The sequence below is a fragment of the Mycobacterium sp. genome (genome assembly GCF_049683935.1).
GTDB lineage: Bacteria > Actinomycetota > Actinomycetes > Mycobacteriales > Mycobacteriaceae > Mycobacterium.
Genome location: NZ_JBAUJR010000081.1, coordinates 1 through 26,502 on the forward strand (window position 1 = coordinate 1; position 26,502 = coordinate 26,502).

Consider the following 26,502-nt stretch of genomic DNA (forward strand, 5'->3'; position numbering starts at 1 on the left):
CGACTTCAAACCCGACCCCGACAAACTCGCACACTGGAAAGACCTCGGCGTCACCGAAGTCCTCTTCGGCCTACCCGACCGCAACCCCGACGACGTCGCCCGCTACGTCGAACGACTCGCAGCAAAACTCGCCGACCTGGGCCTCCGCGAGGGCGCCTCATGACCTACGTGATCACCCAGAACTGTTGCAAGGACGCCAGCTGTGTGCCGGTGTGCCCGGTGGACTGCATTCGGCCGGCCGGCGGCCCCGGTGAGTTCAGCGGTACCGAGATGCTCTACATCGACCCGGAGGCATGCATCGACTGCGGCGCCTGCATGGACGAATGCCCGGTTGACGCAATCCACTACGAAGAGGATCTGCCGGCGCATCTGGAGCGGTTCCGGGAACTCAACGCCGCCTACTTCGAACACCATCCGCTGGAATCGGATTCGACACCGCCGACCAAGCAGCACGCCCCGGTGGCGGGCGGGTCACTGCGGGTGGCCGTTGTAGGCGCGGGCCCGGCCGCGTGTTACGCCGCAGATGAATTGATCGCCATCGACGGTGTCGAGGTCGACATGTTCGAACGACTGCCCACCCCGTTCGGGCTGATCCGTGCCGGCGTCGCACCCGACCATCAGCACACCAAATCGGTGGTCAACCTCTTCAGCTCCGCTTTGGCCGACAAGCGATTCGGATGCCATCTCAATATCGAGATCGGCAGCCATCTGAGCCATCAGGATCTGCTGGACCATCACCACGCGGTCATCTACGCGGTCGGTTCGTCCACCAGTCGCGACCTCGGCATCCCCGGGGAGGAACTGCCGGGCAGCCACCCGGCGTCCGATGTCGTCGGCTGGTACAACGGTCACCCCGACCACGCCCACCACCGGTTCGACCTGTCCGGTGGCCGCGCGGTGATCGTCGGCAATGGGAACGTCGGACTCGACGTCGCACGGGTGCTCCTGATGGCGCCTGAGGAGCTCGCCGGCACCGACATCGCCGAACACGCACTGGAAGTGTTGTCGCACAGCTCGATCGAGGAGGTCGTGATCCTGGGGCGGCGGGGCCCACGCGTCGCGGCGTTCTCCGTCGGGGAGTTTCTGGCCCTGGGCCACCTGCCAGGCGTCGACGTCGTCGTCGATGCTCCTGATGCGGACCTGCGGCCGGATCCCGACGACGACTTCGAGACGGCGACGAAGTTGCAGATCGCCCGCGAGTACGCACAGCGGGAGCCGACACCGGGAAACAAGCGAGTGGTGTTCCGGTTTCACTGCTCACCGGTGGCCGTCGAGGGCAGCGACCGGGTGACTGCGCTGGCGGTGAGCCGCGCCGAGGACAGCGAACTGATCGAGACGTCGTTGGTACTGCGATCCATCGGCTATCGCGCGGTGCCGCTTCCCGATCTTCCCTTCGATCACGCCACGGGTACGGTGCCCCACGACCGCGGCCGGGTGGCCGGTGCGGCCGGACAACGCCTTGCGGGGGTCTACGTCACCGGGTGGATCAAGCGCGGTCCGCAGGGCGTGATCGGCACCAATCGATCCTGCGCGCAGGAGACGGTCGCCCAGCTGCTCGCCGATTTCGACGAGGGCCTCCTCGAGCGGACCGTCGCTGGACGAGAGTCCCTGCGCGCGTTGATGGCCGAGCGCGGAATCACACCGGTGGATTGGAACGGGTGGCGAGCCATCGACACCACCGAGCGCGACCGCGGTTCGGCGGCATCCCGACCGCGCGTCAAACTCGTTGCGGTCGAGGACCTTCTCAGCGCCGCACAACCCTGAGACTGCACCCACGGCGACGGCTACTCGCAGTTCGTCGCCGTGGGTGCAGTCTCAATGACAGCTAGAGATTGAATCGTCCCGCGAATCCGCGAAGCGGCAGGTCGGCGCTGGTGATCAGGCCCGGCCGTGCCGCCACGACCGACTTGATCGCGTTCAGCGCCGGCATTCCGGTGACCGTCATGCCGATCGAGGCGAAGTTGGCGGGATCGGACAGATCGACTCCCGGCTTCGGGAAGATCATGTGCTTGTTGTAGATGTTGGGGTCACCCTTGATCTGAGTGATGTAGCAGCCCTTGATATCCCAGCTGGGATCAGTGTGCGGTGTCATCTGCCATTCGAGGTGGGTCTCGACGCGCGGCACACCGTTGACGATGCCCTGGTATTTGATGTAGTTGCCGCCCAGCGAGCCCTTCGGCAGCTTGTACCAGCCCAGGTCGACATCTTTGGTGCACGCGCCCAGTTCGTAGCTGAACTTGACCTCGTCGAGCACCAGATCGAAGCAGTCGGCCATCATCAGCACGCTGTCGGCGAACACCCGGGTGTATTTCTCCAGCTTGCCCGGGATCTCCGGATCATCAACGGGCTGGCCGTAGCCCACCTCGATCCAGGTGTCCTTGGAGTGGTGGCAGGAGACATCAACCGACTCGATCGTGGTGATGTTCTCGATGTCGGCGACGTCTGCCGAGCACACCACTCCCAGAATCTGGTTCACGCCGGGGTTCATCCCGGTCCCGTAGAAGGTCGAACCGCCCTTCTCACAGGCCTCTTGCAGCAATTGGGTCACGGGCTTGCCGGAGTGGTGCGGATGGTTGCGGTCGCGATGCCAGCCGGTGATCCAGTCTGCTGTGGTCACGATGTTGATCCCCGCCTCGAGGACCCGCACGTAGAGGTCCTCGTCGGGGAACACGCCATGAAAAGTCACGACATCAGGTCGAGCCGCGATGATCTCGTCGATCGTGCCGGTGGCAATGACGCCCTTGGCCGGCAATCCGACCAGCTCGCCGGTGTCCCTGCCGACCTTGTCCGGCGAGTAGCAGTGCACGCCGACAAGCTCGAGGTCCGGTTGGGTGGCGATTCGTTTGATCATCTCCGAGCCGACGTTGCCGGTGGCCACCTGGAAAACCTTGATGCGGTCGGTCATGGAATGCCTTTCTTCGAAAGTTCAATTGGGTTCGGCTGCAGCGAGTTCGGCGGCACTTCCGCCCTTGCCGTCGGGATAGAACTTCATCGCCCACTTGCGGATCGCGGTGAATCCTTCCAACTCGGAACTGGCGAGCGCCGGTGGGTCGGAGTAGCGCTGATGGGCCCAGATGTGGATGTCCTGACTGAACTGCCGGATGACCTCCGCGCCGAAGTCCGTGGCCTTGGCCTCGGCGCGCACCGGGTCGCGGGCGGCGGATGGCCCGGTAGGCCGTCCGATGTAGACCATGAACCGCACGTCGGAGGTGGCATCGTCGACCGGGGTGATCGCGGAGATGGTGCGGTTGTCGATCATCCCCCAACTCTTGGTCACCGCGATGCCCAGACCGCCGTTGATCGCTTCGACACCGCTGTTGACGTCTTCGATCCTCTGCCCGTCGTCACCCTCGAAGGTGATCGTGAAATCCACGTAGGAGACCGGGTCGTCGAAGTCGTGGCGGGTGAACACCGGAACGATCGGGGTGTCGTGGACGTACTTGAAGTGGGCGAAGTCCACGCCGTTCTCCAACACGTACTGCGGGTGCATTTCGAGACCCTGTCGGAAAAGTCGTTGTTGCGGATAGTAATCCGCGACGGTGCCGGCGTCACCGAAGTCGGTGAAGATGTCGGGGGCTTCGAAGAACGGCTCTCGATTGTTGATGTCGTGCCAGATGTACACCGACTCGTTGCGCTCGACGACCGGATAGGTCTTGATGCGCCGACCGCGATTCGGTCGGTCCTCGTAGGGGATGCACACATTGCGCCCCTGTTGATTCCACTGCCATCCGTGGAACGGGCACTGCAGCACCTCCCCCTTGACAGTGCCGCCGTAGCCGAGGTGGGCGCCGAGGTGTTCGCAGTAGGCGTTCATGACCGTGAGCTCACCCGACTCGGCGCGCCAGGCGATCATCTCCTGACCGAAGTACTTCATCGTATGGACGTCACCGACGGCGACCTCGTCGGACCAGGCGACCTGAAACCATCCGGTCGGCTTCATCGACAGCGGCGGCTTGGCCATCAACAATCCCTTCGCATCGCTTCGGTTTCGAATAGTAGAGCCTTCAATGAAAGAAGCATAGTGGGTTCAACGAAACCAAGCTATCCTCGCGGCATGACCGAGGTTGGTGCGACGACCGGGATGCCCGCCCGCCGCACCAACCGGCGCGGCCAGGCGACCCGCGAGAACATGCTCGAAGCAGCGCTGCGCTCGCTTGCCTCCGGGGACCCCGGATCGGTGTCGGCAAATCGGATCGCCAAGGACATCGGCGCCACCTGGGGTGCAGTGCAGTACCAGTTCGGTGACGCGGACGGCTTCTGGGCTGCGGTGCTGCATCGCACCGCGGAACGCCGCGCCGAGATCTTCTCCACGGTCGACGAGTCCGCGCCTCTTCGCGACCGCGTCGCGGGAATCATCGAGGTCTTGTATCACGGCCTGGCAGAGCCGGATTCGCGCGCGATCGAGAACCTGCGCGCCGCCCTGCCCCGCGATCACGGCGAGCTGGAGCGGTTGTATCCCCAGACGGCCGCCGAACTGTATTCGTGGGGTCAATCGTGGCTGCAGACCTGCCGCAACGCATTCGCCGGCCTCGACGTCGACGCCGAACGCATCCGTGAGGTCGCAGCCCTCATCCCCGGCGCGATGCGCGGCCTCGTGTCCGAGCGGCAGCTCGGTTCCTATGCCGATCTCGACGTCGCCCGACGAGGCCTGACCAATGCGCTGGTCGCCTATCTGCAGGCACCGTGTTGATCAGCCCCACACCGACATCAACGTCACGTAACACGTGGTACCGATCAGGATGCTGAGCAACGCGTTGGCCCGCCACAGGTGAAGGCCCGCGGTCATCCCCACAGCGATCGCCAGCCACCACATCTGCCGAGCCGTCTCACCGGCCACCGTCTGCAGCGTGTAGATCGCCAGGATCAGCATGACCCCGACCGGCATGTGCACGCTCAGGTACTTGACGACGGCACTGTCGCGCATCGGCGCCAGCGCCGCGAACGGCAGCGCCCTCAGCGCCCACGTCACCGCAGCGCTCACCACTACGAGCAGCAGGATGTATCCGTTGTCAGGCACGTTCAGCCTTGCGCTGCACCCATAAGCGCAGCATCAGCACCGCGGCGAATCCGGCGAACGCGCACACCAGCATCTGACCGGGGACCAGCAGCCACGCGGCCACCGCGCACAGCGCCGCGACCACAGCGGTGAGCCGGTCCGGGCGCTGCCGGTAGGCGTCGATCGCCAACACGATGAACAGCGCGGTCAACGCGAAATCGAGACCCTCGAGCCGCTCGATCGGCAGCGCCTCGCCGACCAACCCGCCCAGGCCGGCGCCGGTGACCCACAGCAGGTGAAAGCACAGCTGCATGAACAGGATCGGACGAGTGGTCCAGGTGGCGGCCGCCGGGCTCACACCGACGGCGTACGCCTCGTCGGACAGTGTGTAGGTGCTGTACAGCTTCGCCGGCACGCCTTTGACACGATTCAACGGAAACGACAGCGCATAGAACACGTGCCGGGAGTTGACGACGAACGTCGTCAACGCGACCCCCGCCACCGGGGCCGCCGTCGCCGCGAGATGCACCATCAGGAACTCCAACGACCCGGCGTAGATGACCGCCGCGAACACCGGAGCCCACCACCAGTCCAGTCCCGCGTGGACGACAAGAAAACCCAGCGCCATTCCCAGCGGGATGAACGCCATCCCGATCGGAGCGGACAGCGCCAGCACGCGGCGCATCGAATGCTCGGGATCGGGGATGGGCGGCACGAGCGACAGGCTAGCTTTTCACGAGTGGACATCTTCGACGAATGGCTTCAGGGCGGAACGCACTTCACGTGGACCTCGACGACCGAGGCCAACGCCGGGGCCGAGGTGGAGGTCTTCAGCCGTCGCTGCGGCACCCCGGGGGCACCGGCACTGGTCTGTGTGCACGGCTTCCCGACCTCGAGCATCGACTATCGGGCGCTCGTCACGGAACTGGGCTCCGAGTTCGACATCTACACCCTCGACTTCCCCGGATACGGGCTGTCGGGCAAGCCGCCGCAGCCCTACATCTATTCGCTCTACGACGACGCCCGACTGCTGGTGCACGCCATCACCGAGGTCTGGGGGCTCGGTGACCATCGTATGATCACCCACGATCGTGGCAGCAGCATCGGGATGATCACGATGGCGATGCTGGCGGACCGGGGCACCACTCTGCCGGTGGATCTGTTCATGACCAATGCGAACATCTTCCTGCCGCTGGCGAACCTGACCGCGTTCCAGGTGGCGCTGCTCGACGAGACCACCGGTCGGGCCACCGCGGCAGCCACCACGCCGGAGATGCTGGCGGCAGGCCTGGGGATGGCCACGTTCATGCCTCGGCGGGCTCCGGAGGATCCCGAGATCGTGGCATTGGCAAAGAGTTTCGAACACAACAACGGCGTCGGCGTGCTCCCCGACACAGTCAGATATCTGCACGAGCGCGCCGCCGACGAGACCGGTTGGCTGGAGCGACTCTCCGCAATCGACGTCGACACCACGCTGATCTGGGGTCTGCACGACAGCGTGGCACCGCTACGGGTCGCCAACCACGTGTGGCAGGCCTACCTCAGGGACAAGCCCGGCCGCAACCGGTACTGGGTGGTGCCCGGCGCCGATCACTACGTGCAGTGTGACGCACCGTCCGAGGTGGCCGGGATCATCCGGCTCACCACCGAAAGCACAGACATCCCGTTGCAGACTCTCGGCGACCGGCCCGATGGCTCCGTGCTGGTGGATCAGTCAGGCCGCGATACCGAATGAGGCTGCAGCGCCGAGGATCCCGACAGAATCGAACGCGTCGGTAATCGCGCCGAGCTGCGCCTCGGTGAACCCCAGTGCGGTTGCGGCACTGAGCACCGCGGCGCGACCGTCGGTGAACACCGCGCCGGGACCCAGCCGGTACAGGGAGTGGTAGAACACCCTGGCCCAGGTTTCGTCGGAGACACCGCTGGTGGCAGCAGCCGTCATCATCCGGTAGGCCGCGTGGCCGAAGATGGTGCTGTTGACGTGTTCGCCGCCGTCGTCGCCCGACCCGGTGTAGCGCGTGGCGTAGTGGTCGCGGTAGGGCCCGTAAGCGGTGGTCACCGACGTCGGGTCGGCGAGATTGCGCACGATCCCGTAGTCGGAGTCCTCACCGAAACGCCACCGGTCGGCACCGGACTTTCCTTCGATCAGGGCGCCGAGGATGTCTGCGTAGGCTTCGTTGAGCGCACCGGACTCGCCGTAGTCGAGCACCGATCCGCCGTCGCCGACAACGTAACTCACCACAGCGTGCGTGAACTCGTGTCCGACGACGTCGAGCGCCGCCTGCAGGTATCCACTGTCCCCGTAGGCGAACTGCTGGCGGGTCGGATCCCAGAACGCGTTGGCGTAGCCGCCGACCGACGTGCGCGGGTTGTAGCGGATGCTGACCTCGATGAGCGCACCCGCACCGTCGAACGATGTCCGGCCGAGCACGTCCTCGAAGTAGTCGTAGACGACCGCGGTGTTGGCATGTGCGGACACCGCGCCTTTGTCCCAGGTGAACCAACTGCGTTTGACCGCCGCGCCCGGCAGCACCGGTCCACCGAGACCGAAGAACGAGTACGACGTCCGGTAGGTCGTGATGTTTCGGGTGCTGTCCGACATCGTCAGACTCGTGAAGAAGAACACCCGCTTGGATTCGACGGTGATGCTCCGCTGCTCACCGAGCCAATCGGTGGCCACACTGACCACAGCGCCGTCCTGCCCGTTCGAGAGGGAGACGATGACGTCGCCCGCGTTGATCCCGTCGGCATGGATCAGGTAGGTCGTTCCAGACGGCGACATGTCCCCGGTGTCCGGAAGCTGCAGCACCACCTGCCACGCCAAACTGGGCGCTGCCAGGTCGTCGAGAGCGTGGACCACGAGTTCGCTGGTGAATGTGCTTCGAGTGAGCAAGGTTTCAAGGGTGTCGCTGTAAGCACCCGAGCCGAAGTAGGCGGTACCGGCGATGAGGCGGATCTCGGAATCTTCGTCCACCGTGTCGGCGGGGGTCACGTCGAATCCCTCGGCCAGCCCGCGGTAGTTGTTGAACAGACCGGTGACAGCGCCATCGGCGTCGGTCACGAGGATGACATCACTCCCGAGAACCTGGATTCCGCCGATACTTTCGCCGAAGCGGTAGAAGTTCTCGACGGTGTTTCCGACCCCCGCGCGAGTGGCGGTGATGGCCGCGGCGTCGGCGAAACCCAGAGCGGCGCCCAGCGTGGGGGCGACGGCGTTCATCACCGCCGCGGCGTCGGTGGCTGTGGTCACCACCCGGTCGGTGAAGCGTCCGTTGATGACAGCCACGCCACCTCGGGGGTCGGTGGTCACCTCCACACCGTCGCGCGACAGCACCTCGACGAGGTCGAGAGTCGCCAGATCGTCGATCCGGGACGATGATGGCGCGTCGACGACGATGGTCACCCGGGTGGGGCCGGTGACGCCGAGAAGACCGAGCAATCCGTGGACGTGGAAGGGGTTGCCGACGGAGTCGTCGATGACGATCGTGAATCGATCGCCGCGAAGAGCGGTCCCGGCATCGGGGGTGTAGGTGAAGTGACCGAAGGCGTCGACGACCACGGTGCCGTGTTCCGGCGCAGCGGCGACGGTGTAGGTGAGTGCGGTGTCGTCGTAGTCGACCGCGTTGAGGCTCCCGGTGACCGGACCATCGGGCCCCGGACCGGAGATCGTCGCCTCAGCGGTGGGCCGCTGGTTGTTCAGGATGTACTGGCTCTGACGGACCGCGAGCCAGAGAGATTGCACGAGCGCCGACACCGGCGTCGCGGGCACCGGCAAACCGTCGGCCAGGCGCGCGAGCCCGACCCAGGTGAGCACGTCGGTGACGATGGTGTCGACGGTCACCGGTCGCACACCGGCGAGGCTGCGTAGCGTCGCGGCACTGTCCGCGAGTGCCGGCACAGCGAGTTCCATGGTGACCGGCTGCGGCGTCGGGGCAGCCGGCACGACCTCATGGGACTCGCCCGTCACAGGCGGACCGCTCCACGTCTGCTCGACAGCGCCGTCGGGCTCCTCGGCCGGCTCCCCGTCGGATGTCGCCGGCTCCGGGGATTTCCACGATTCGCGGGTCGGCTCGGCCCCGGCGCTGTCGGTGCCGGTCGCGGCGTCAGCGGCTCTGTCGGCCTCGTCGGATTCCTCGATCTCGTCGACGTCACCGATCTCGCTGGTCTCGCCGGTCTCTCCGGTGTCATCGTCGGGTTCGCGTGTGGCGTCGGCGTCGGGTTCGCGTGTGGCGTCGGCGTCAGTGGCGTCGGCGTCAGTGGCGTCGGCGTCAGTGGCCTCTGCGCCGTCCCTCTTGCTGCTACCCGATTTGGTGCTACCCGATGGCTCAGACGACTCAGAAGACGGCGCCGAGTCAGAAGACGGCGCCGAATCGGACGGCGTTGCGGCCGCGACGCCCGGACCGACCGCCAGGCTCAGTGCGATGCCGATCAGGGCGACACCGGCGTAGAGCCTGCGCGTGGCCACATCGACCCCCCATGGTTGATCCATTCGGATCGCGGCAGGTCGAGCAGACCGCCGTAGCACGGAAATTTACCACCCCGTAGCAAACTCCCGAGGCGTCTACGACGGATTGGTCGATTCGGCACTCAGTGCGGCCGGCGTAACGGAGCACCTCGACGTCGGCTGCTCGGTCGAGCCTGAAATCCGTTGCCGGACACGCAGCCTCTACTCTGGGCCGGTGCCTCTTCTTCTCGGCCCCATCCTGCGCCACGTCGGTGAGACGACCGCGATGGTGTGGGTACAGACGGACGCCCCCGCCGAGGTCGAGGTGCTCAACTGCGCCACCAGGACTTTCGAGGTGCAGGGCCACCACTACGCGCTGGTTCCGGTGACGGGACTCGCGCCGGACTCGACGATCGAATACCAGGTCCGCGTCAACGGCGCACAGGTCTGGCCGGAACCTGATTCGCAGTTCCCACCGAGTGTGATCAGAACCCGCGGCCCGGACACCGCCGACCGACTGAGGATCATCTTCGGGTCCTGCCGCTACCCGAAGACCGGCGAAGCCGCGATCGACGACAAGCTCGGACTCGACGCCCTCGACTGCTACGCCACCCGGCTGACCGCGATGCCCGCCGAAGAGTGGCCGGACGCCCTGCTGCTCCTCGGCGATCAGGTGTACGCCGACGAACTGACCCCCGAGGCACGCCGCCACCTCGCCGGCCGCCGCTCCTCCGGCAAACGCCCACCCGACGAAGTCGTGACGTTCACCGAGTACGAGGGTCTCTACCAGCACACCTGGGGCGACCCGGAGATCCGCTGGATCCTCTCGACTCTGCCCACCGCGATGATCTTCGACGACCACGACATCCGCGACGACTGGAACACCTCTGCGGCCTGGCGTGCCGAGGTCAATGCCAAACCATGGTGGCGGGACCGCATTCGGGCCGGACTCGGCTCCTACTGGGTTTATCAACACCTCGGCAATCTGAGCCCCGACGAGCTCGCCGAGGACGAGGACTACCAGAAGGTGCTGGCCACGGACGGTGACTGCTGGCCACATCTGATCGAGCTGGCTGACCGCGCAGACACCGAGGTCGACGGCGACAAGGGCCTGCGGTTCAGTTACCGCTGGGATCTGGGCCGCAGCCGCCTCATCGTGGTCGACTCGCGCAACGCCAGGATCCTTGACAGCGGTGATCGAAAGATGCTGGGCGACCGAGAGTTCCGCTGGCTCGAAGACCAGGTCAATGACAATCTGGAGTCACTGGACCACCTCGTGATCGGCTCATCGCTGCCCTGGCTGCTACCTCCGGTCCTCGGCGATCTGCAGACGGTCAACGAGATCTCCGCCAACCGAGCCGGGGCACGGGGCAAGCTCGGCGAGAAGATCCGCCAGGCAGCAGACCTGGAGCACTGGCCGGCGTTCATGGACTCGTTCCTGCGGCTGAGCGACTTGATCGTCGAAGCAGCCACCCAACCCGCGGGCGGGCCTGCAACAGTGTCGGTGTTGTCCGGCGATGTGCACCACAGTTACGCCGCGCGCGCCGATTTCCCCGGCACGCCGACTGCCCGCGTGTATCAGCTGGTGTGCTCGCCGGTGCACAACTACGTTCCCAGCTACGTGAAACCCGCATTCAAGCTCGGGTGGTCGCCCCGGGTGGCTCGGATAACCCGCCGCTGGGCCCGTCGGCACGGCTCCCCCGCGCTGCCCATGTCGTGGCGCAACCTCAGCGGGCCACTGTTCGGCAATACCATTGCGAGCCTGAATGCCAGGGGCCGCAAGGCCAGTGTGGTGTTCGAACAGCCACGCGACAACGGCGAACTGACCACCGCGGTCAGGATTCCTCTCACCGACTGATCACGTTCTCGATCGCTTCGATCCGCACGGCGATTCCGTTGAGCACCGACATCCCGGCAAGGCGCTCGAGGTCGGCCGGTGCGTTCGACGTCAACTCGTTGACGTTGGCGCCGCCGGAGCGGTTCGCCAACTGCCAGCCACCCTGATGCCCCCACCCGTGCGGAATGGCCACCGTGCCCGGTGCCATCTCGTCGGTGATCCGCACCTCGGTCTCGATCGCCCCGTGCGGCGACGTGATCCGCACGGCGGCACCGTCCGACAGGTTCGCAGCTGCCGCGTCCACGGGATTGACCCTCGCTCTATGACGGCGATCGCCCTTCATCAGCGTCGGACTGTTGTGCATCCACGAGTTCTGCGAACGCATCTCACGCATGCCGATCGCCATCAGCGGGAAGTCCGGATTGTCGGGATGCCGCTCGCCGAGACCGGCCAATTCCTGCAGGATCTTTTTCGGCGCCAGCACGACCAAGCCGTCGGGTTGTCTGACGACGTCGGCGCGGATGCCGGTGCGGGCGTGCTCGGCCAGGACGATGCCGTGCGGGTTGTCGCGAAGGCGCCGAGGATTGATGCCCTTGCGCCGCAAGCCGAATCGATCGCCGTAAGGCCCGATCCGCATCAGCAGTTCGACCACGCGCCGAGGCGTGATCCGCCCGATTCCACGTCGATCCAGCCAGGTGAGCACCCCGTTGAAGCGTGCCAGCGCGCCCGTGGCGAACAACGACAGGCCCATCCGGCGGGCCAACTCGTCGAAGACCTCCCACTCGTTGCGCGCCAGACCGTACGGCGTGAGCACCGGTTCGGCGGCCTGGATGAACACCGTCGGGGAGCAGTTTGCGAAGCTGTACGGCACGTCGTAGCGCTCGAGGAACGTCGCGGCGGGAAGCACATAGTCGGCGCGACGGTTGGTTTCGTTCACATACAGATCCAGCGACACCAGCAGATCGAGCTCGTCGAGAGCCTTCTCCAGCATCGGGCCGTTGGGCACGGTGAGCACCGGGTTGCCTGCGGTGACGAACAGCGCACGCAACTGGCCGTCGCCCGGGGTGAGGATCTCTTCGGCGATCAGCGCTGCCGGGTAGGTGCTGATCACCTCGGGCAGGTCGCCGACGCGGGACCGTGCGGTGTCATAGGTCAACCTTCCTGCCTTCTCCCCCATGTCCTCCAGCGGAATCACCGCCTGGGAGAACAACATTCCGCCGACCCGGTCGAGGTTGCCGGTGACGATGCTCAGGGCGTCGAGCAGGAAACTGACCAACGTGCCGTGCCTACCCAGACAGGCGCCGGTGCGACCGTAGGCCACCGCGCTGGATGCCGCGGCGAAATCCCGAGCCAGGCTGCGCACCACATCGGCCTCGACGCCGGTGCGGTTGTGGGTGTCTTCAGGCGGGTAGCGCAACACGATGTCGCGCAATGTCTGCCACCCGGTCGTCTGCTCGGCCAGTGCGGTGGTGTCAGCGAGGTCTTCGGAGAAGATCACGCAGAGCATCGACAACAGCAGCCATGCGTCCGAGTCCGGGCGCACCGGCAGGTGCTCGTAGGCGCGGGCGGTCTCGGTGCGCCGCGGGTCGATCACCACCACCCGCCCGCCGCGGCGGGTGATGGCGGCCAGGTCGTCCTTGATTCGTGGGGTACGCACGGCACTTCCGTGGGAGACCAGCGGATTGGCGCCCAGCATGAACAGGAAGTCGGTGCGCGGCAGGTCCGGGAACGGGATCTGGCTCGCCGCACCGTAGAGCAACTTGCTCGCGACGAAACGCGAGTTGATGTCCTGCGAACCCGACGAGTACTGGTGGTGGCCACCCAGGCGGGTGAGGAAGATGCCTGACCACAGACCGGTGGCGTAGCCGAAGGCGATGGGGTTGCCGAAGTACTGGCCGACTGCGCCGCCGCCGCGCTCGGCGACGATGCGGGTGAGACGACCGGCGATGTCGTCGAGGGCCTCATCCCAGCTGACCTCGTCGAAGGTGCCGTCCCGGCGACGGCGCAGCGGCGAGAGCACCCGGTCGGGATCGTTCTGGATCTCGGAGAACGCAATACCTTTGGGGCACGCCCTGCCCCGCGACAGCGGATTGTCGGGGTCGGGACGCAGTGACTGCAGACGACCGTCCTCGACGGTGGCGATCATCCCGCACAGCGCCTCGCAGATCCGGCAGTAGGTGACGTGTTGCTCGACAGCCATGGAGGCCCTTTCTGTCAGCCCCTACAGTCGCACCCCCGTCGCCCGAACGCTAGACAAATCAGCAAAAGTGTTCACTGTGCGCGCTTCGGGTGCGCGCCCGGGTGCGTACGATCCGATGATGGAACTGCGGGGAAAAAGAGTCCTGATCACCGGGGCGTCGCGAGGGATCGGCGAGGCGCTCGCGCACGGCTTTGCAGGCGCCGGTGCCAGCGTGGCGCTCGTCGCCCGAACCCAATCCGCCATAGAAATGCTCGCGGCCGAACTGGGCGGCTCCGCGCACGCCGCCGACCTGGCCGATCCGACGCAGGTCGCAGGCCTTATAGCGCGCATCGAGGATGAAGTCGGACCGGTGGATGTGCTGGTGAACAACGCCGGAATCGAGAGCACGGCGGGCTTTGTCGATGCGCCCGACGACGAACTGCGCCGGGTCACCGAGGTGAACTATCTCGCCCCCGCCGAACTGTGCCGCCAGGCCGTCCCGCGCATGCTTCGTCGGGGTGGCGGGCATATCGTCAACATCTCCTCGATGGCCGGGTGCTCGGTGTTCCCCGGACTTGTCACCTACTGCGCGTCGAAGGCGGCACTGTCTCACTTCACGGCGGGTATGCGCGCCGACCTGCGCGGATTGCCGATCGGCACCACCCTGGTCGAACTCGGCCCGATCCCCACCGATCTGCTCGCCAAGGCCGACGCGTTCGAGCCGACCGCCAAATCCTTCGAGCGGCTGTACCGGACACGCATGCTGGTCAAGGTGCCCCGCGAGACGGTGTCCGAAAAGGTGGTCGAGGCCGTGCGCAAGGGCCGCAAACACGTGCGGATCCCCCGGCGTGCCGCCGCGTTCCCGATCCTGTCCGAAATGCCCCGGCGGGCAACGGAGATCGTCCTCACCGGGGTCCCCCACCAGGCGAGGTAGCCGGATCGGTCAGTGCACGCCCTCCATCTGGCGACTGATCCACGGCGCGATGAAGAACACCACCACACCGGCCACCACTGCCACCGCGCCCAGGATGCCGAAGTAGCCGACCTCGCGCGACGCGTCGTAGTAGGTCGACAGCACCCCCGACATCGACGTGCCGATGCCCACCGAGAAGAAGTACAGGGCCATCATCTGCGCGCGGAACGCGTCCGGGGCCAGCTTGGTGGTGACCGACAGTCCGATCGGCGAGAGCAGCAATTCCGACACCGCGAACACCCCGAGGATCAGCATGACCAGCAGTGCCGGCACCGCGCTGATGGCCGCAAGCGGGATGAAGCAGAGGAACGCCAGACCCATGCCGATGACGCCGTAGGCGAACTTGCGCGGCGTGGTGGGTGCCCGGTTGCCCAACCTGGTCCACATCAGCGCGAACAACGGCGACAGCACGATGATCCACACCGGTTCGATCGACCCGATCCAACTCGCAGGCGCCACCCAGCCGAAGATGGACCAGTTCATCCGCTCGTCGGAGTAAACCGCCAGCACGGTGAAGATCTGCTGGAACAACGACCAGAAGATGGCATTGGCGACAAAAAGCGGGATGAAGGCCCGCACCCGCACCCGCTCCGGGCCGGTGACCTTGTCACTGCTCAGCAGGATCGCGAAGTAGCCGATCGAGGCGACGACGATGACCCCGGTGGTCACCTGCGACAAGTTGGCCAGCGTCACCAGCTTCAGCGCGATCGCCACCGCGATCACCGCCAGCACGACGACAAACACCCCGACCGTCTTGCCGATAGCGCTGCGCGGCAACGGGTTCGGGACGTGGCGGCCGTGTTCGCCGAGGTTGCGGCGGAACACCACGTATTGGGCCAGGCCCAGCGCCATCCCGATGGCGGCCGCGCCGAACCCGTAGTGGAAGCCGACGTGGGTCTGCAGCAGGCCGGTGATCAGCGGGCCGACGAACGCGCCGAGGTTGATGCCGAGATAGAACAGCGTGAAACCGCCGTCGGCGCGCGGATCACCCTTGTCGTAGAGGGTGCCCAGCAGCGACGATGCGTTGGCCTTCAACGCACCCGAACCCAGCGCCACCAAGACGAGGCCCGCGCCGACGCCGGTCAGCCCCGGCAGCACCGCCAGCGCGATGTGACCGAGCATGACGACAACGCCACCGTAGAAGACGGTGCGTTCCATCCCGAGAAGCCGGTCGGCAACCCACGCACCGAGCACGGTGGACAGGTACACGAGTCCGCCGTAGGCGCCGACGATGCCGGTCGCGGTGCTCTGCGGCAGCCCGAGCCCGCCGTCGGTCGCCGAGTAATAGAGGTAATACCCCAAGATGGTGAGCATCCCGTAGAACGAGAACCGTTCCCACAGTTCGACACCGAAGAGGTTGGTCAATCCGATCGGATGACCGAAGAGCGTGCGCTGATGATCCTGCTCACGAGTAGCCATGCCGATACCCTGCCCCCTTCGGGCCCGAAATGGGACCCGGCTACCCGGAATTCTGCGGGGCCCCGATCTGCGGGGAGTAGCGTGCAGTCGTGTGACACGCTGAGGCTGAAGTCGGCGACGTGACCCTGCCGACTGTCGCCCGGTCAGACCGTCGTTGTCTGCAACCATGGGATGAGCGGTCCAGAGGAGATGTCGCATATGAGCGAGATGAAGTATTTGGATCTGCACGGCGATCGGGTCGCCTACCAGGACGCCGGTAGCGGCGACGAGGCGCTGTTGCTGATCCACGGCATGGCCGGTAGTTCCGAGACCTGGCGTGCGGTGATCCCCCAACTGTCGAAGAAGTACCGGGTGATCGCACCCGACCTGCTGGGACACGGTCAGTCCGCCAAACCCCGCAGCGACTACTCGCTGGGTGCGTTCGCGGTGTTGCTGCGGGACCTGCTCGACGAGTTGGGCATCTCAGGAGCCACGGTCGTCGGTCAATCACTCGGTGGCGGCGTGGCGATGCAGTTCGCTTACCAGCACCGCACCTACTGCCGACGGCTGGTTCTGATCAGCAGCGGTGGCCTCGGCCCGGACGTCGGCTGGACGCTTCGGCTGCTGTCCGCCCCGGGAGCCGAACTGTTGCTGCCGGTCATCGCGCCACCGCCTGTCGTGACAGCGGGCAACAAAGTGCGTTCCTGGCTCTCGGCGGGAGGCATCGAGTCTCCGCGCGGCGCAGAGATGTGGAGCGCCTACACCTCCCTCGCCGATTCGCAGACCCGCCAGGCTTTCCTCAAGACCCTGCGCTCGGTCGTCGACTACCGCGGACAGTCGGTGAGCGCCCTGAACCGGCTGTATCTGACCTCCGATATGCCGACGATGGTCATCTGGGGCGATCAGGATCGGATCATCCCGATCGAGCACGGGTACGCCCTGCGCGACGCGCAACCCGGGTGCCGGCTCGAAGTTCTCGGCGGCGTCGGTCACTTCCCCCACGTGGAACGACCCAGTGCCGTCGCAGACCTGATCGACGATTTCGTCGACACCACGAACCCGCCCCCCGAAGCCGTCGACTCGCCGCTCACGGAGCATCCCGCCGACTGACGGGCACCGGCTGCCGCGAGTTTGCCGAGACCGGGTGGCCACAGCACTGACGTTGGCGATGAATGACCGCGCGTAGGAGTGTGATGGGCTACCGTCAATAACCGTCGCTCGAGGCAAAATTATTGCTGTACTGCCAGGAGCAAACAGGGCAGTCACAGGGCATGGGAGCGCAGTGGGCAACGGCCGACACCGGCCTCGGACGAGGCCGTCGATCATCATCCCGGCGGGGCTTGCCGCCTCGCTGGCGGTGTTGCTCGTGCTCGAGGACGGCGGCAGCACAGTCGTGCGTGTCGTCGACGACCTCGCCCTGCTAGCGCTGTCGACCTGGGCCGCGGTGTGCGCCGGCCTGGCCGCCCGGGCCGCACAGGGCCGAATCCGGACGGCATGGACGTTCATGGCGGCAGGACTGGGCGCGTGGGCCGTCGGCGACCTGATCTGGTTGGTGACCGAGAACGTCCTCCATGTATCTCCGTTCCCATCACCGGCCGATCTGTTCTACCTGCTGTTCCCTGTGCTGGCTGCCGTGGCGATGGCCCAGCTTCCCGCCGTGCTACATCAGTCGCGGCTACGCATCGTGCTCGACGGTGCGACGGTCGCGCTGTGTGTGTTCCTGCTGCTGTGGATCATCTGGCTGCAGGACGTCTACGACGCGTATCGCGAAGACGGCTTGGCGCTGGGTCTGGCATTGGCGTACCCGCTGGCCGATGTGCTGGTGCTCTCGATCGCCGTGGCGGTCCTCGCCCGCGCTCCGGTTCGCCAGCGTGCCGTTCTGTCCCTGCTCACCCTCGCGTTCGTCCTGACGACGATCACCGACAGCGCATTCGCCTACCTCGTCACCGGCGACCGCTACGCCACCGGCAACCTGATCGACATCGGCTGGGCCGCAGCCCTCGTCGTCTTCACCGCGGCCGCGCTGGCCAGTCGCACCACTCCGCCCCCCATCGCGGTGCCTGTCACCGTCCCCTCCAACTCATCTCTGTGGGTGCCCTACGTTCCGCTGCTGCTGGCAGGCACTGTGGGACCAGCCATGGTGATGACAGGACTGGAACGGATCGTCGTGCCCATGGTCACCACCACCGTCTGCGTGCGACAGGCCGTTGCGGCATGGGAGAACCGGCGGCTTCTGCTGGCGGCGGCCGATCAGGCCCTGCGAGATCCGCTGACCGGGTTGGCCAATGGCACGCTGTTTCACGATCGCCTCGCGCACGCGATGATGCTGAAGCTGCGCGACGGTCGTTCGGTGGCCGTGGTGTCGCTGGACCTCGATGACTTCAAGCTCGTCAACGACAGCCTCGGCCATCCGACCGCGGACAGTCTGCTGGTGCATGCGGGCCAGCGGGTCGCCGACTGCGCGCGCCCGGGTGACACGGTGGCCCGCCTCGGCGGGGACGAGTTCGTTCTGCTCTTGGAGAGCGAGGTCGACGATTCTCATCTGGTGGCGCAACGCGTGATCGAAGCGTTCAACAAGCCGTTCGACGTCGATGAGCAGAGCATTCTGATGAATCCCAGCGTCGGGGTCGCGGTGGCTCCCGCCGACGAGCCGGAACTGTCGCCGGAGACTCTCATCAAGCGCGCTGAGATGGCGATGCACACGGCGAAGCGATCACGTTCGTCGCGCGTGCACATATTCAGCGCGGACATGGTGACCGACCCGGATGCCATGGGGTCAGCCCGCGACCTCGGCCTGCTCCCCTGCGACGGCGCGGCCCAGGTGCGACTGCTCGGCGAATTGCGCCGGGCGATCGACGCCGGGGTCTTCAAGGTGGTGTACCAACCGAAGTTCGATCTGAAGACGGGTCGCGTCGTCGGCGTGGAGGCGCTACTGCGGTGGCCGCACCCCGAGTTGGGGATGCTGCGGCCGGATGCGTACATGTCGCTGGTGCGAGAACACGGGCTGATGCGGCCGGTGACGGACATGGTGCTCGACAAAGTCGTCAACGATGCCAATCGATGGATGGCACGCGGCGCGCAGATACCGGTGGCGGTGAATCTTTTCGCGCCGTTCCTGCGTGACACCGGGTTGCCCGACACACTGTGTCGGGCATTGGAGCGGGGCGGACTACCTGCCCAGTGCCTCACGGTGGAAATCACCGAGGATCTGGTGCTCACCGACATCGGCCTGGTGACCGAGGTGCTGCGGAGGTTGCGCAGCCAGGGAATCCGGGTCGCGATCGACGACTTCGGCAGCGGTTATTCGGCGCTGTCCTACCTCCGTGACCTGACGATCGACGAGATCAAACTGGACCGCAACTTCATCGCGCCGGTGACCAGCAACATCCGGGCCGCCTCCGTGGTGCGCGCGGTCATCGAACTGGCCCACGACCTGCAGATCACCGTCGTCGCCGAAGGCATCGAAGATGCCGCAACGGCCGCCTGGCTGCGAGACCGCGACTGCGACGTCGGCCAGGGCTACTACCTCGGCAAGCCCATCGACGCCGCCGGAGTCCCGGACCTGATCGGTTTCGCCGCGCACCTGCGGTGACCGCACGAAGGGCACACTGAGCGAGTGCAGATCGCGCTGGTGGTCATCGTGGTGCTCGAGTTCGCCGGGCTGGTCACACTCGGAGTGCTGCTCGCGGTGTCGCGCCGACAGTTGGCGGGCACGCGTAGAGAACTCCGCCGCCGTCGCGAGGCTGTCGATTCCAAGCCCCGCCAGAGCAGCAGGCGTCCACTCGGTGTCGCGCCGCTCGCCGTGAAGACCGTGAAGCACACGCTGCAGAGCGCGGATTCGCTCATCCGCAAGGGCATCGTCGGGTCGGTGCGCACGTCGATCGAGGATCTGGCCGGCTGGGCACGCGTCGAAAGGCCCGATCTCGCCAGCATCACCTCCGACGGCCAGGTCGTCCTGGTCTTCTCCGACATCGAGGGGTCCACCGAGCGCAACGAGTTGTTGGGCGACAGCGCATGGGTGAAGGTCCTCGAACGGCACAACACGCTGATCCAGCGGCGAGTGGCCGATCATCACGGCTACGTCGTGAAGAACCAAGGCGACGGCTTCATGATCGCCTTCGCCGACCCCGGTGATGCGGTGCGCTGCAGCGTCTCCGTCCAGCAGGCTCTGCTGCAGCACCCCGAGCGATACGACAACATCCGTGTCCGAATCGGGGCGCATGCAGGCTCATCGGTCCGTCGCGGTGACGACCTGTTCGGCAGGAACGTCGCGATGGCGGCTCGCATCGCAGATCTCGCCGGCGGCGGCGAGATCCTCGTCAGCCAGGAACTGCGCGACGCGTGCGACGGTGCGGACGGCGTCGAGTTCGACGCACCGCTCGAGGTGGAGTTGAAGGGCCTCCGCGGCCACCAGACGGTGCACGCGGTCAGCATTCCCGCTGCTCGCTGACCTCGCGCTTTGCCGCAGAACCCGGCGATCGGGCGACCGAGAGTTTGAAATCGACGGATCGGGCAATTCCTTACGGGACAATCACACACGCTTCACATAACGGATCGGATTAACCAATGATCGTGCTCGGCGTCATCCTCCTGCTGATCGGCTATTTCACCAGCCTCTCAATCCTCTACACGATCGGCGCAATCCTCGTGGTGGTCGGTGTCGTTCTGTGGATCCTCGGCGCAGTCGGCAAGCCCGTCGGTGGTCGAAAAGTCTGGTTCTGAACGTCTGGGGACATCCGGCGGCGGTTCTTCACGGTTTCGGCCGTGTCCCGCCGCCGGATCCGTCCCTAGACTCGGTCATATGCCTGTACCTGATAAGCCGCGGCCCGGCCAAGAGTCGGTGTGGGACTATCCGAGGCCGCCGCTGCTCCAAGAGTTCACCGGTTCGATCACCGTCGAGTTGGGCGGGCAGACCATCGCTCGCACAGATCGGGCCTGGCGGGTTCTGGAGACCAGCCATCCGCCCACCTACTACCTCCCCCGCGCGGCGTTCGCAACCGGGGTGCTTCGCCCAACCGCTGGATCCTCCTGGTGTGAATGGAAAGGGCAGGCAAGCTATTTCGATCTGGTGACCCCGGCAGCCGTCGCCTCCCGAGCCGCATGGACCTATCTGGAGCCGACACCGACCTTCGGTGCGATCACCGGCGCCCTGGCTGTCATGCCCTCTCTTGTGGACCGGTGCACCGTCAACGGCGAAGAAGTCGTACCGCAGCCGGGCGGCTTCTACGGCGGCTGGATAAACAGTTGGCTCGCAGGACCGTTCAAGGGTGTGCCCGGCTCCATGGGCTGGTGACGATCGCCGCCTTCATCTCCGCTGACACACACGCACTCTCAGTCGTCCGACGCGCTCTTTCGCGTGGATTTCTTGGTGTCGGAGTCGGAGTCCTTCGACGGCGCTGAGCGCGTCTCGTCGGAGGACGTATCGGCTTGCCGCGTCTCACCTTTCGCCCGCTTCTCGGCACCACTCAGGCGGTCGCCCCGATTCTCGCGACGTTCCGAATCGTCGCCTTCGGTGGCGTCCTCGCCCTTCTGGCTCTCGCCCTTCTGGCTCTCGCCCTTCTGGCTCTCGGACTCTTCGCCCGCGTCGCTTCCCTCGTCAGTGTTGCCGTCCTCGTCCGTCGCCGAGTCCTCGGAACCGGTGTCCTCTTCGGGGGCCGAGTCGTCGTCGGGGTCGGCAGGTGCGTCTGCAATTGCCTGCACTGTTGCAGGTTCTTGCATCACCGGGAGGACGAGATCGCGGCCTGGCTGCGGGGGCAGCGGACGCATCCAGTCGAGCGGACGATCCAGGGGTGGCCGGCCGGGAAGGTAATCGATTGGCGGAAGTCCCGGTATCGCCAGATAGAGCTGGTCGACTGCGATGTACCCCACGGAAAGCACTACGTCATAGGCGAATTCGCCAAGGTTCTCGAACAACCCTTCGCCGCGCATCACGTCGGTGCCGTTGAAGATGGCACTCGCCAGAATGCTCTCTCCGAAGTTGAACGCGATGTACATCTGCTTGCCGAGATAGCCGAGTTGATTGGCGAACTCATGGAAATCAGTGCGGACCGCGATGCGGAATGCAATGAAATCGTCGTCGATCTGATCAGCGACCACGGCGGGGTCTTCGGCTGCAGCAGCCATCGGTGCGTTGTCCGCACGACTGCCCACATCTTCGGTGGTGATGCCGGCCTCGTCGGCGATGACACGGGCGACTGCCGCTCTCAGGGCGTCACCGGTGTGATCGCCCGGCTCGGCCAGGATTGTGTCGCCCGTTGTCGATGGCGCAGTCTGTCCCGCAGCGTTGCTCGGCGCGAGCACCACCCCCAGAGGATGCAAAGCCCGCGTGGACGCCGTCAGATCCACTGACGTCGACCAACCGTTGGCGCCACCGGATGACGGCGCGGCCCGCTCCACCGGTGTGGCCATGATCGTGGCTCCGGTGACCGCTGCTACCGCTGCGACCGCGCCTGATTGAACGACGATCCCCATGATTCTCCCCCTTGTCGGCACCCCGTCCCGTTCGCCAAGGTAACACTCCGCACCGCCCGACGGAAGAACCCAAATAGTTTGCTGCTGGCGTCATGCCTAGGCGAGACCTCGCACAGTCCAACTTTGCTGACCTGTGGTGGTCCGGTTGACGAATCCGTTAAATCTCCGAGCGGTCTACCTGCCGTCGGATCAACTTAAATATCTCGCTCAATACATCTGGGCACCGTCGCGCCTGATGCAGTGACGGGAGCTGTTCGTTCACAATGAATTACAAACGGAACGGCGGCTGAATCTTCGGTAAATCTCCCAGAAGTCAGGAAGCGCAGGGTATTCGGTACGGCTCCCGCCCTATCTACAACCTGCAGTACCGCCCTGACGGCGCCGGAGCCGGATGCGCTGCGACGCGCTGACAAGCGGTCAACCCACAACACCCCGCATTTGCGAGATTCCGGCGAACACGGTTGGACAGACCGCAGCACTCCGTTCGACCACATTCGCCTGGTCCCCGTGCACAAGGCGCTTGAACCTCGTCACCGATCGCTCAGTTGCTGGCGCGCGGATTCTTCAGCGGCAAAATCCCTGTGAAACTACCCGCGACCGCGTAAGTTCGACCGGGGGCGGTTGGGTCGAACGAGTGGGGAATCACGAATGAAGGGTCCGGGACGCGCGCTGATTGCGACGGGTGTCGCCGCGCTGACCGGTGGTGCGCTGGTGTTCACACCGTCGGTGCTGCCGGCAACGATGCCCACTCTCGAGGTCGTCCGTCCGGTGAACTACGCCGCCAATACCGATCCCGGTGCAGCGGCGGAGCGGCCGACGGCGGAAGAGGTGAAGGCCGCTCTGACGCTGATCGGGCATCTCGGGCCAGGAGTCGACACGCCGACGGTGCACGCTGTCGATTCGGCGACCACGCCCGCGGTCCCCTTCGCCAATCACAGGGTCCTCGCCGCGCTCGCCGAACAATCACCACAAGGCCGCGCCGCGATCACCACACTCGAAGAACCGGTCGCACTCAACGCAGCCTCAGACCTCATCGACGGCGTGTACTCCTTCACCAGGTACTGGGCGAACTACGTCTCGTTGGAACTCGGGCCCTGGCTGATCAACTGGATTCCGTTCGGATACCTGATCTCTGACCAGATCTACATCTGGTATCCGAACTTCGTCCTGCCCACCGTCGACAGCTTCGTCTACGACTTTCTCGACCCGGTGGTCAACAATCCGCTGAACCTGGCGGTGTGGCTCGACGGGATCGGCGACATCATCAACACCGCCGTCACCGGGGTCGTCGACGGGATCGTCGCCGAGATCGACTACGTCCTGGATTTCGGCTGGTTCCCGTTCCCGTTGCCGCCGTTACCCGATCTGCCTCTGCTGGGACCAGCCTCGGACTCGACGACTGCCGCGGCCGCGCTGGTGTCGAGCGAGACGACCGAGGCCTCGGTCACCGACGAATCGCCCGTAGGCGCGCCTGCCGAGGAGGCCGTCGACTCGGACACCACCGTCGAAACGGAAACCCCGGCGCAGAAGAGGACCGAGAACGCTGACGGCGTCGAGACCGAAACTGCGGGCGACGAACAACCTGAACAGAACGACGGGACAGCCGAGGACACCGATGAATTCGGTGACGAGACCGATGAATTCGGCGACGACACGGGCAGCGAGGCACCCGACCAGCTGGACGATGTCGCCGAAGACGAGACCGAACCTGACGACGGTTCCGGCGACGGTCAGACCGGAAACGAGGACGCGGAGGATCCCGGAGCGACCAACGACTCCGACGAGCAGTCCGGTGACGACGACAGCGACGGCGGCGACGACGACGCGGGCGCCTCGCCTTCGCAGGACTGAGACTGGCCGACGTCAGTAATCGGTAACCGCCAGAGCCGTATTCACTCGGCGGTCTCGCTGCTAGCTTGGTCGTAGCTTCAGAAGGAGGCAGGCCGCTGGGCGATCACCCTCGCCCGTTCTCCGACAGAAGGTTTCAGGCCGATGGCCGCACATCACAGAACACAAATCCGGGCATTGTGGGTTGCGCCTTGCGCAATCGCCGCAGCAGCGCTGATATCCGGCGCAGGCATCGCAAACGCAGATCCGAACGATCCGGCGCTCACTGAGGTCGCTGGCGACGGGCAGATCCGATCTGAGCCGTCGGCACGTATCGAAGCCGGTGACGTCTGTGTGCCGAATCTGGGCACGCTGGCCACGTCGCAGGTGCGTACTTTCGAGCAGGGCGTGCCCAATCAGATCATCGAGGAGTCCGGCCCGGAGTGGGTCGGTTCTGACGGTTTGTTCGCGGTGGGCCTTGCTCCCGCAAACCCGTTCGGCGGTAACTTCGACCCGCGGAACGCGGCCACCGGGCGAGCGTGCGGCCCAGTCTTCGCCAGCGGGTTCTGACCTGCAAATGCTCTGCGCTGCAGGGACTTAGCTGCCCGACATCGTCCCTTCCCAGAACAGCAGGCGCGCTCGAAATCCGGGATGGCTTGCCCTGTCGAGCACCTTCAGTCCGGTATTGGTGAGCGCTGGAACGCCGACCAGTTTGTGGAAGAATCGCCCACGGCGGTACTCGCGACCCCAGGTCGCCTCGATGATCTGGCTGTAGTTGGTGAAGTCATCGGGACCGTTGTTGGTGAGGGCAGCGATAGCGCTCTCCCCGGCAGCCAAACCGGACTGCAACGCCTTGGAAATGCCTGCGCCCGACACCGGCCGTGCCGCGCCCAGCGCGTCACCGGCGAACAGAACTCCGGGGCGCCACGGTGGCCACACGTTGAATCCCATGGGCAGGCGCCAACCTTGAAGCGCCTTCGACTTCTGCAACTCGGCGACGGGAGGTAGCTCCCATTCGGCAGGCAGGGTTGCCATGAACTCGCCGAGGAGCTGAGCGGAGTTGATCTGGCGCCAGTTCTTGTAGCTGTTGACATAACCCAGACCGATGTTGACCCGGCCATCGCCGACCGGGAAAACCCAACCGTATCCGGGCAGCTGGTCGCCGTTGAACGTCAGCTTCAGATGGATGTCGAGGCTGTCGGAGTCCGGGCGGTTGGCCGGCATCTCGGCTCGAATGGCGATCGCGGTGTAACTGGTGTGTGGGGAGTCCAGGTGAAGCGCCTGCTTCACCGGCGAGTACGCACCATCGGCGGCGATGACCGCGTCGGCCAAGATCTTCTCACCACTCTTGAGCTCGACCCCGGTCACCCGGCCGTCACCGTCGAGCACCGCGCCGACGACCTCTGCGGATTGACACACCTCAGCGCCGGCGGACTCGGCATGTTTGAGCAGGAGGGTGTCGAGCTCGCGCCGAGAGACACCGTGGCCGTGGTCGGGCATCCCGGGTCGGCGCGGAAACGACAGCTCCCATTCGCGGGGGCTGAATATCGTGGCCCGGTTGAGACGATGGAACTTGTCGACCTCGTCAGCCAAACCCATCTTCTGCATGAAGCTGACTGCACGTGGTGTCAGGCCGTCTCCGCAGGGTTTGTCGCGGGGGAACTCGGCCTTGTCGAGAAGCACCACCCGCGCCCCCGTTTGGACGGCCTGCCACGCCGCCGCTGAACCGGCCGGCCCGCCACCCGCGACCACCACGTCATACCGCTGCGTCATCCGGTCCTTCTCTCTGGTCAGTGGGCAGAACATGCCGGTTCGATGCCACGGCTCACTACTCGGATAGATCGTTTGCCGGACGAGCCGCTGCCTGACTGTCTCGGCAGGACCCAGAATGCGCGCCGACGCTGATCTACGGCACCGACCGGACAGCGAGGCAATTGTTTCGTCATTAATGGGAACGTGTTTGCGGCACCGTAAGTTTCGGGCAACCAACCCCCATCGTGTCCTCACAACGCCGTGCGAAGTTGCAAGCCTTTCCTGCCCGAGGCGACAACGGCGGCGCCGAAGTCCATCTGCGGATCGCAGCGGTTCTCACGATCACCGGCTTCGGCCTGATCAATGCGACGACACCTCCGTACTCTGCGCGGCGGCATCTCGGCCACGTCCTGACAGTTCCCCAGCGCCCCGTTTGTCACTTGGATGTGTTGTGTCACTTCAGTTTCAGGAGTCACACTCAGCCCGATTTGTCGGTGGTCGAATGTATGTGCGACTCCTCACCTTTTAGTGGGTAGTTTTGGGCTGATTCCGCCGAGCATGAGGTAGATCATCGAGGTCAGGGATTCGGCGGAGTGGTGGCCGTAGCCACGGGCGTTGATGAGTC

The 26,502-nt window shown here is 65.5% G+C and carries 21 protein-coding genes and 1 pseudogene; 13 read left to right on the forward strand and 9 right to left on the reverse strand.

Annotated elements, in window-relative coordinates; all coding sequences use genetic code 11:
• Both WA965_RS04535 and WA965_RS04540 read left to right on the forward strand, forming a co-directional pair.
• Positions 1-163 (forward strand): annotated as a pseudogene (locus WA965_RS04535) (LLM class F420-dependent oxidoreductase); the annotation flags it as partial.
• Positions 160-1,764: an FAD-dependent oxidoreductase gene (locus tag WA965_RS04540; RefSeq protein WP_526297961.1), complete on the forward strand. Its 1,605-nt coding sequence runs from the start codon at positions 160-162 to the stop codon at positions 1,762-1,764. The pseudogene WA965_RS04535 and the gene WA965_RS04540, both read left to right, overlap by 4 nt.
• 61 nt (positions 1,765-1,825) lie before the next feature.
• Here WA965_RS04540 and WA965_RS04545 read toward each other — a convergent pair whose 3' ends face one another.
• Together WA965_RS04545 and WA965_RS04550 are read right to left on the reverse strand one after the other, a co-directional pair.
• The gene (locus tag WA965_RS04545) at positions 1,826-2,905 is read right to left on the reverse strand and encodes an NAD(P)H-dependent amine dehydrogenase family protein (RefSeq protein WP_526297963.1); all 1,080 of its coding nucleotides are present in this window, start codon (positions 2,903-2,905) and stop codon (positions 1,826-1,828) included.
• Positions 2,906-2,926: 21 nt separating this feature from the next.
• Positions 2,927-3,961, reverse strand: coding sequence for a Rieske 2Fe-2S domain-containing protein (locus WA965_RS04550; protein WP_526297965.1), 1,035 nt, complete (start codon positions 3,959-3,961; stop codon positions 2,927-2,929).
• A 93-nt stretch (positions 3,962-4,054) separates the two neighbouring features.
• Between WA965_RS04550 and WA965_RS04555 the strand changes: the two genes are divergently transcribed.
• Positions 4,055-4,690 carry a TetR/AcrR family transcriptional regulator gene (locus WA965_RS04555; RefSeq protein WP_526297967.1) on the forward strand — a complete coding sequence of 212 codons (636 nt, stop codon included), beginning with the start codon at positions 4,055-4,057 and terminating at the stop codon, positions 4,688-4,690.
• Here the strand turns inward: WA965_RS04555 and WA965_RS04560 are convergent, their stop codons facing one another.
• Positions 4,691-5,017, reverse strand: a complete 327-nt coding sequence (locus WA965_RS04560; protein ID WP_526297969.1) for a branched-chain amino acid transport AzlD family protein — start codon at positions 5,015-5,017, stop codon at positions 4,691-4,693. It lies immediately after the preceding gene.
• Positions 5,010-5,681: an AzlC family ABC transporter permease gene (locus tag WA965_RS04565; RefSeq protein ID WP_526297999.1), complete on the reverse strand. Its 672-nt coding sequence runs from the start codon at positions 5,679-5,681 to the stop codon at positions 5,010-5,012. Before WA965_RS04565 ends, WA965_RS04560 begins: the two co-directional genes overlap by 8 nt.
• 54 nt (positions 5,682-5,735) lie before the next feature.
• On the opposite strand from WA965_RS04565, the gene WA965_RS04570 reads away from it, so the two are divergent.
• A complete protein-coding gene (locus tag WA965_RS04570; RefSeq protein WP_526297971.1) occupies positions 5,736-6,731 on the forward strand; it encodes an alpha/beta fold hydrolase in 996 nt (331 codons plus the stop codon).
• Here WA965_RS04570 and WA965_RS04575 read toward each other — a convergent pair.
• A complete protein-coding gene (locus WA965_RS04575; RefSeq protein WP_526297973.1) occupies positions 6,711-9,485 on the reverse strand; it encodes a M4 family metallopeptidase in 2,775 nt (924 codons plus the stop codon). The two genes, WA965_RS04570 and WA965_RS04575, sit on opposite strands and share 21 nt — an antisense overlap.
• Positions 9,486-9,675: 190 nt before the next feature.
• Between WA965_RS04575 and WA965_RS04580 the strand changes: the two genes are divergently transcribed.
• The gene (locus WA965_RS04580; protein WP_526297975.1) at positions 9,676-11,298 is read left to right on the forward strand and encodes an alkaline phosphatase D family protein; all 1,623 of its coding nucleotides are present in this window, start codon (positions 9,676-9,678) and stop codon (positions 11,296-11,298) included.
• On the opposite strand, the gene WA965_RS04585 is transcribed toward WA965_RS04580, so the two are convergent.
• Positions 11,288-13,477, reverse strand: a complete 2,190-nt coding sequence (locus WA965_RS04585) for a molybdopterin-containing oxidoreductase family protein (RefSeq protein ID WP_526297977.1) — start codon at positions 13,475-13,477, stop codon at positions 11,288-11,290. The two genes, WA965_RS04580 and WA965_RS04585, sit on opposite strands and share 11 nt — an antisense overlap.
• A gap of 118 nt (positions 13,478-13,595) precedes the next feature.
• Here WA965_RS04585 and WA965_RS04590 point away from each other — a divergent pair, with 118 nt between their 5' ends.
• Positions 13,596-14,390 (forward strand): SDR family NAD(P)-dependent oxidoreductase, encoded by a 795-nt coding sequence (locus WA965_RS04590; protein ID WP_526297979.1) that lies wholly within the window; start codon positions 13,596-13,598, stop codon positions 14,388-14,390.
• A gap of 9 nt (positions 14,391-14,399) precedes the next feature.
• On the opposite strand, the gene WA965_RS04595 is transcribed toward WA965_RS04590, so the two are convergent.
• Positions 14,400-15,848 (reverse strand): peptide MFS transporter, encoded by a 1,449-nt coding sequence (locus WA965_RS04595; RefSeq protein ID WP_526297981.1) that lies wholly within the window; start codon positions 15,846-15,848, stop codon positions 14,400-14,402.
• Positions 15,849-16,046: 198 nt separating this feature from the next.
• Between WA965_RS04595 and WA965_RS04600 the strand changes: the two genes are divergently transcribed.
• The 5 genes from WA965_RS04600 to WA965_RS04620 all read left to right on the forward strand — a co-directional run bounded on the left by WA965_RS04600 (position 16,047) and on the right by WA965_RS04620 (position 21,120).
• A complete protein-coding gene (locus WA965_RS04600) occupies positions 16,047-16,937 on the forward strand; it encodes an alpha/beta fold hydrolase (protein WP_526297983.1) in 891 nt (296 codons plus the stop codon).
• A 172-nt stretch (positions 16,938-17,109) separates the two neighbouring features.
• Positions 17,110-19,419 (forward strand): putative bifunctional diguanylate cyclase/phosphodiesterase, encoded by a 2,310-nt coding sequence (locus tag WA965_RS04605; RefSeq protein ID WP_526297985.1) that lies wholly within the window; start codon positions 17,110-17,112, stop codon positions 19,417-19,419.
• Positions 19,420-19,443: 24 nt separating this feature from the next.
• Complete coding sequence (locus tag WA965_RS04610) at positions 19,444-20,277, forward strand: adenylate/guanylate cyclase domain-containing protein (RefSeq protein WP_526297987.1); 834 nt, start codon at positions 19,444-19,446, stop codon at positions 20,275-20,277.
• A gap of 116 nt (positions 20,278-20,393) precedes the next feature.
• Positions 20,394-20,549 (forward strand): hypothetical protein, encoded by a 156-nt coding sequence (locus tag WA965_RS04615; protein ID WP_178359927.1) that lies wholly within the window; start codon positions 20,394-20,396, stop codon positions 20,547-20,549.
• A 79-nt stretch (positions 20,550-20,628) separates the two neighbouring features.
• Positions 20,629-21,120, forward strand: coding sequence for a DUF427 domain-containing protein (locus WA965_RS04620; RefSeq protein ID WP_526297989.1), 492 nt, complete (start codon positions 20,629-20,631; stop codon positions 21,118-21,120).
• Positions 21,121-21,158: 38 nt separating this feature from the next.
• On the opposite strand, the gene WA965_RS04625 is transcribed toward WA965_RS04620, so the two are convergent.
• Positions 21,159-22,298, reverse strand: a complete 1,140-nt coding sequence (locus WA965_RS04625) for a hypothetical protein (RefSeq protein ID WP_526297991.1) — start codon at positions 22,296-22,298, stop codon at positions 21,159-21,161.
• Between the two features lie 648 nt (positions 22,299-22,946).
• On the opposite strand from WA965_RS04625, the gene WA965_RS04630 reads away from it, so the two are divergent.
• Together WA965_RS04630 and WA965_RS04635 are read left to right on the forward strand one after the other, a co-directional pair.
• Positions 22,947-24,149, forward strand: coding sequence for a hypothetical protein (locus tag WA965_RS04630; protein WP_526297993.1), 1,203 nt, complete (start codon positions 22,947-22,949; stop codon positions 24,147-24,149).
• 141 nt (positions 24,150-24,290) lie between these two features.
• On the forward strand, positions 24,291-24,695 hold the full coding sequence (locus WA965_RS04635) for a hypothetical protein (RefSeq protein ID WP_526297995.1): 405 nt from the start codon (positions 24,291-24,293) through the stop codon (positions 24,693-24,695).
• Positions 24,696-24,722: 27 nt separating this feature from the next.
• Here the strand turns inward: WA965_RS04635 and WA965_RS04640 are convergent, their stop codons facing one another.
• On the reverse strand, positions 24,723-25,898 hold the full coding sequence (locus WA965_RS04640; RefSeq protein WP_526297997.1) for an NAD(P)/FAD-dependent oxidoreductase: 1,176 nt from the start codon (positions 25,896-25,898) through the stop codon (positions 24,723-24,725).
• Between the last annotated feature and the right edge of the window lie 604 nt (positions 25,899-26,502).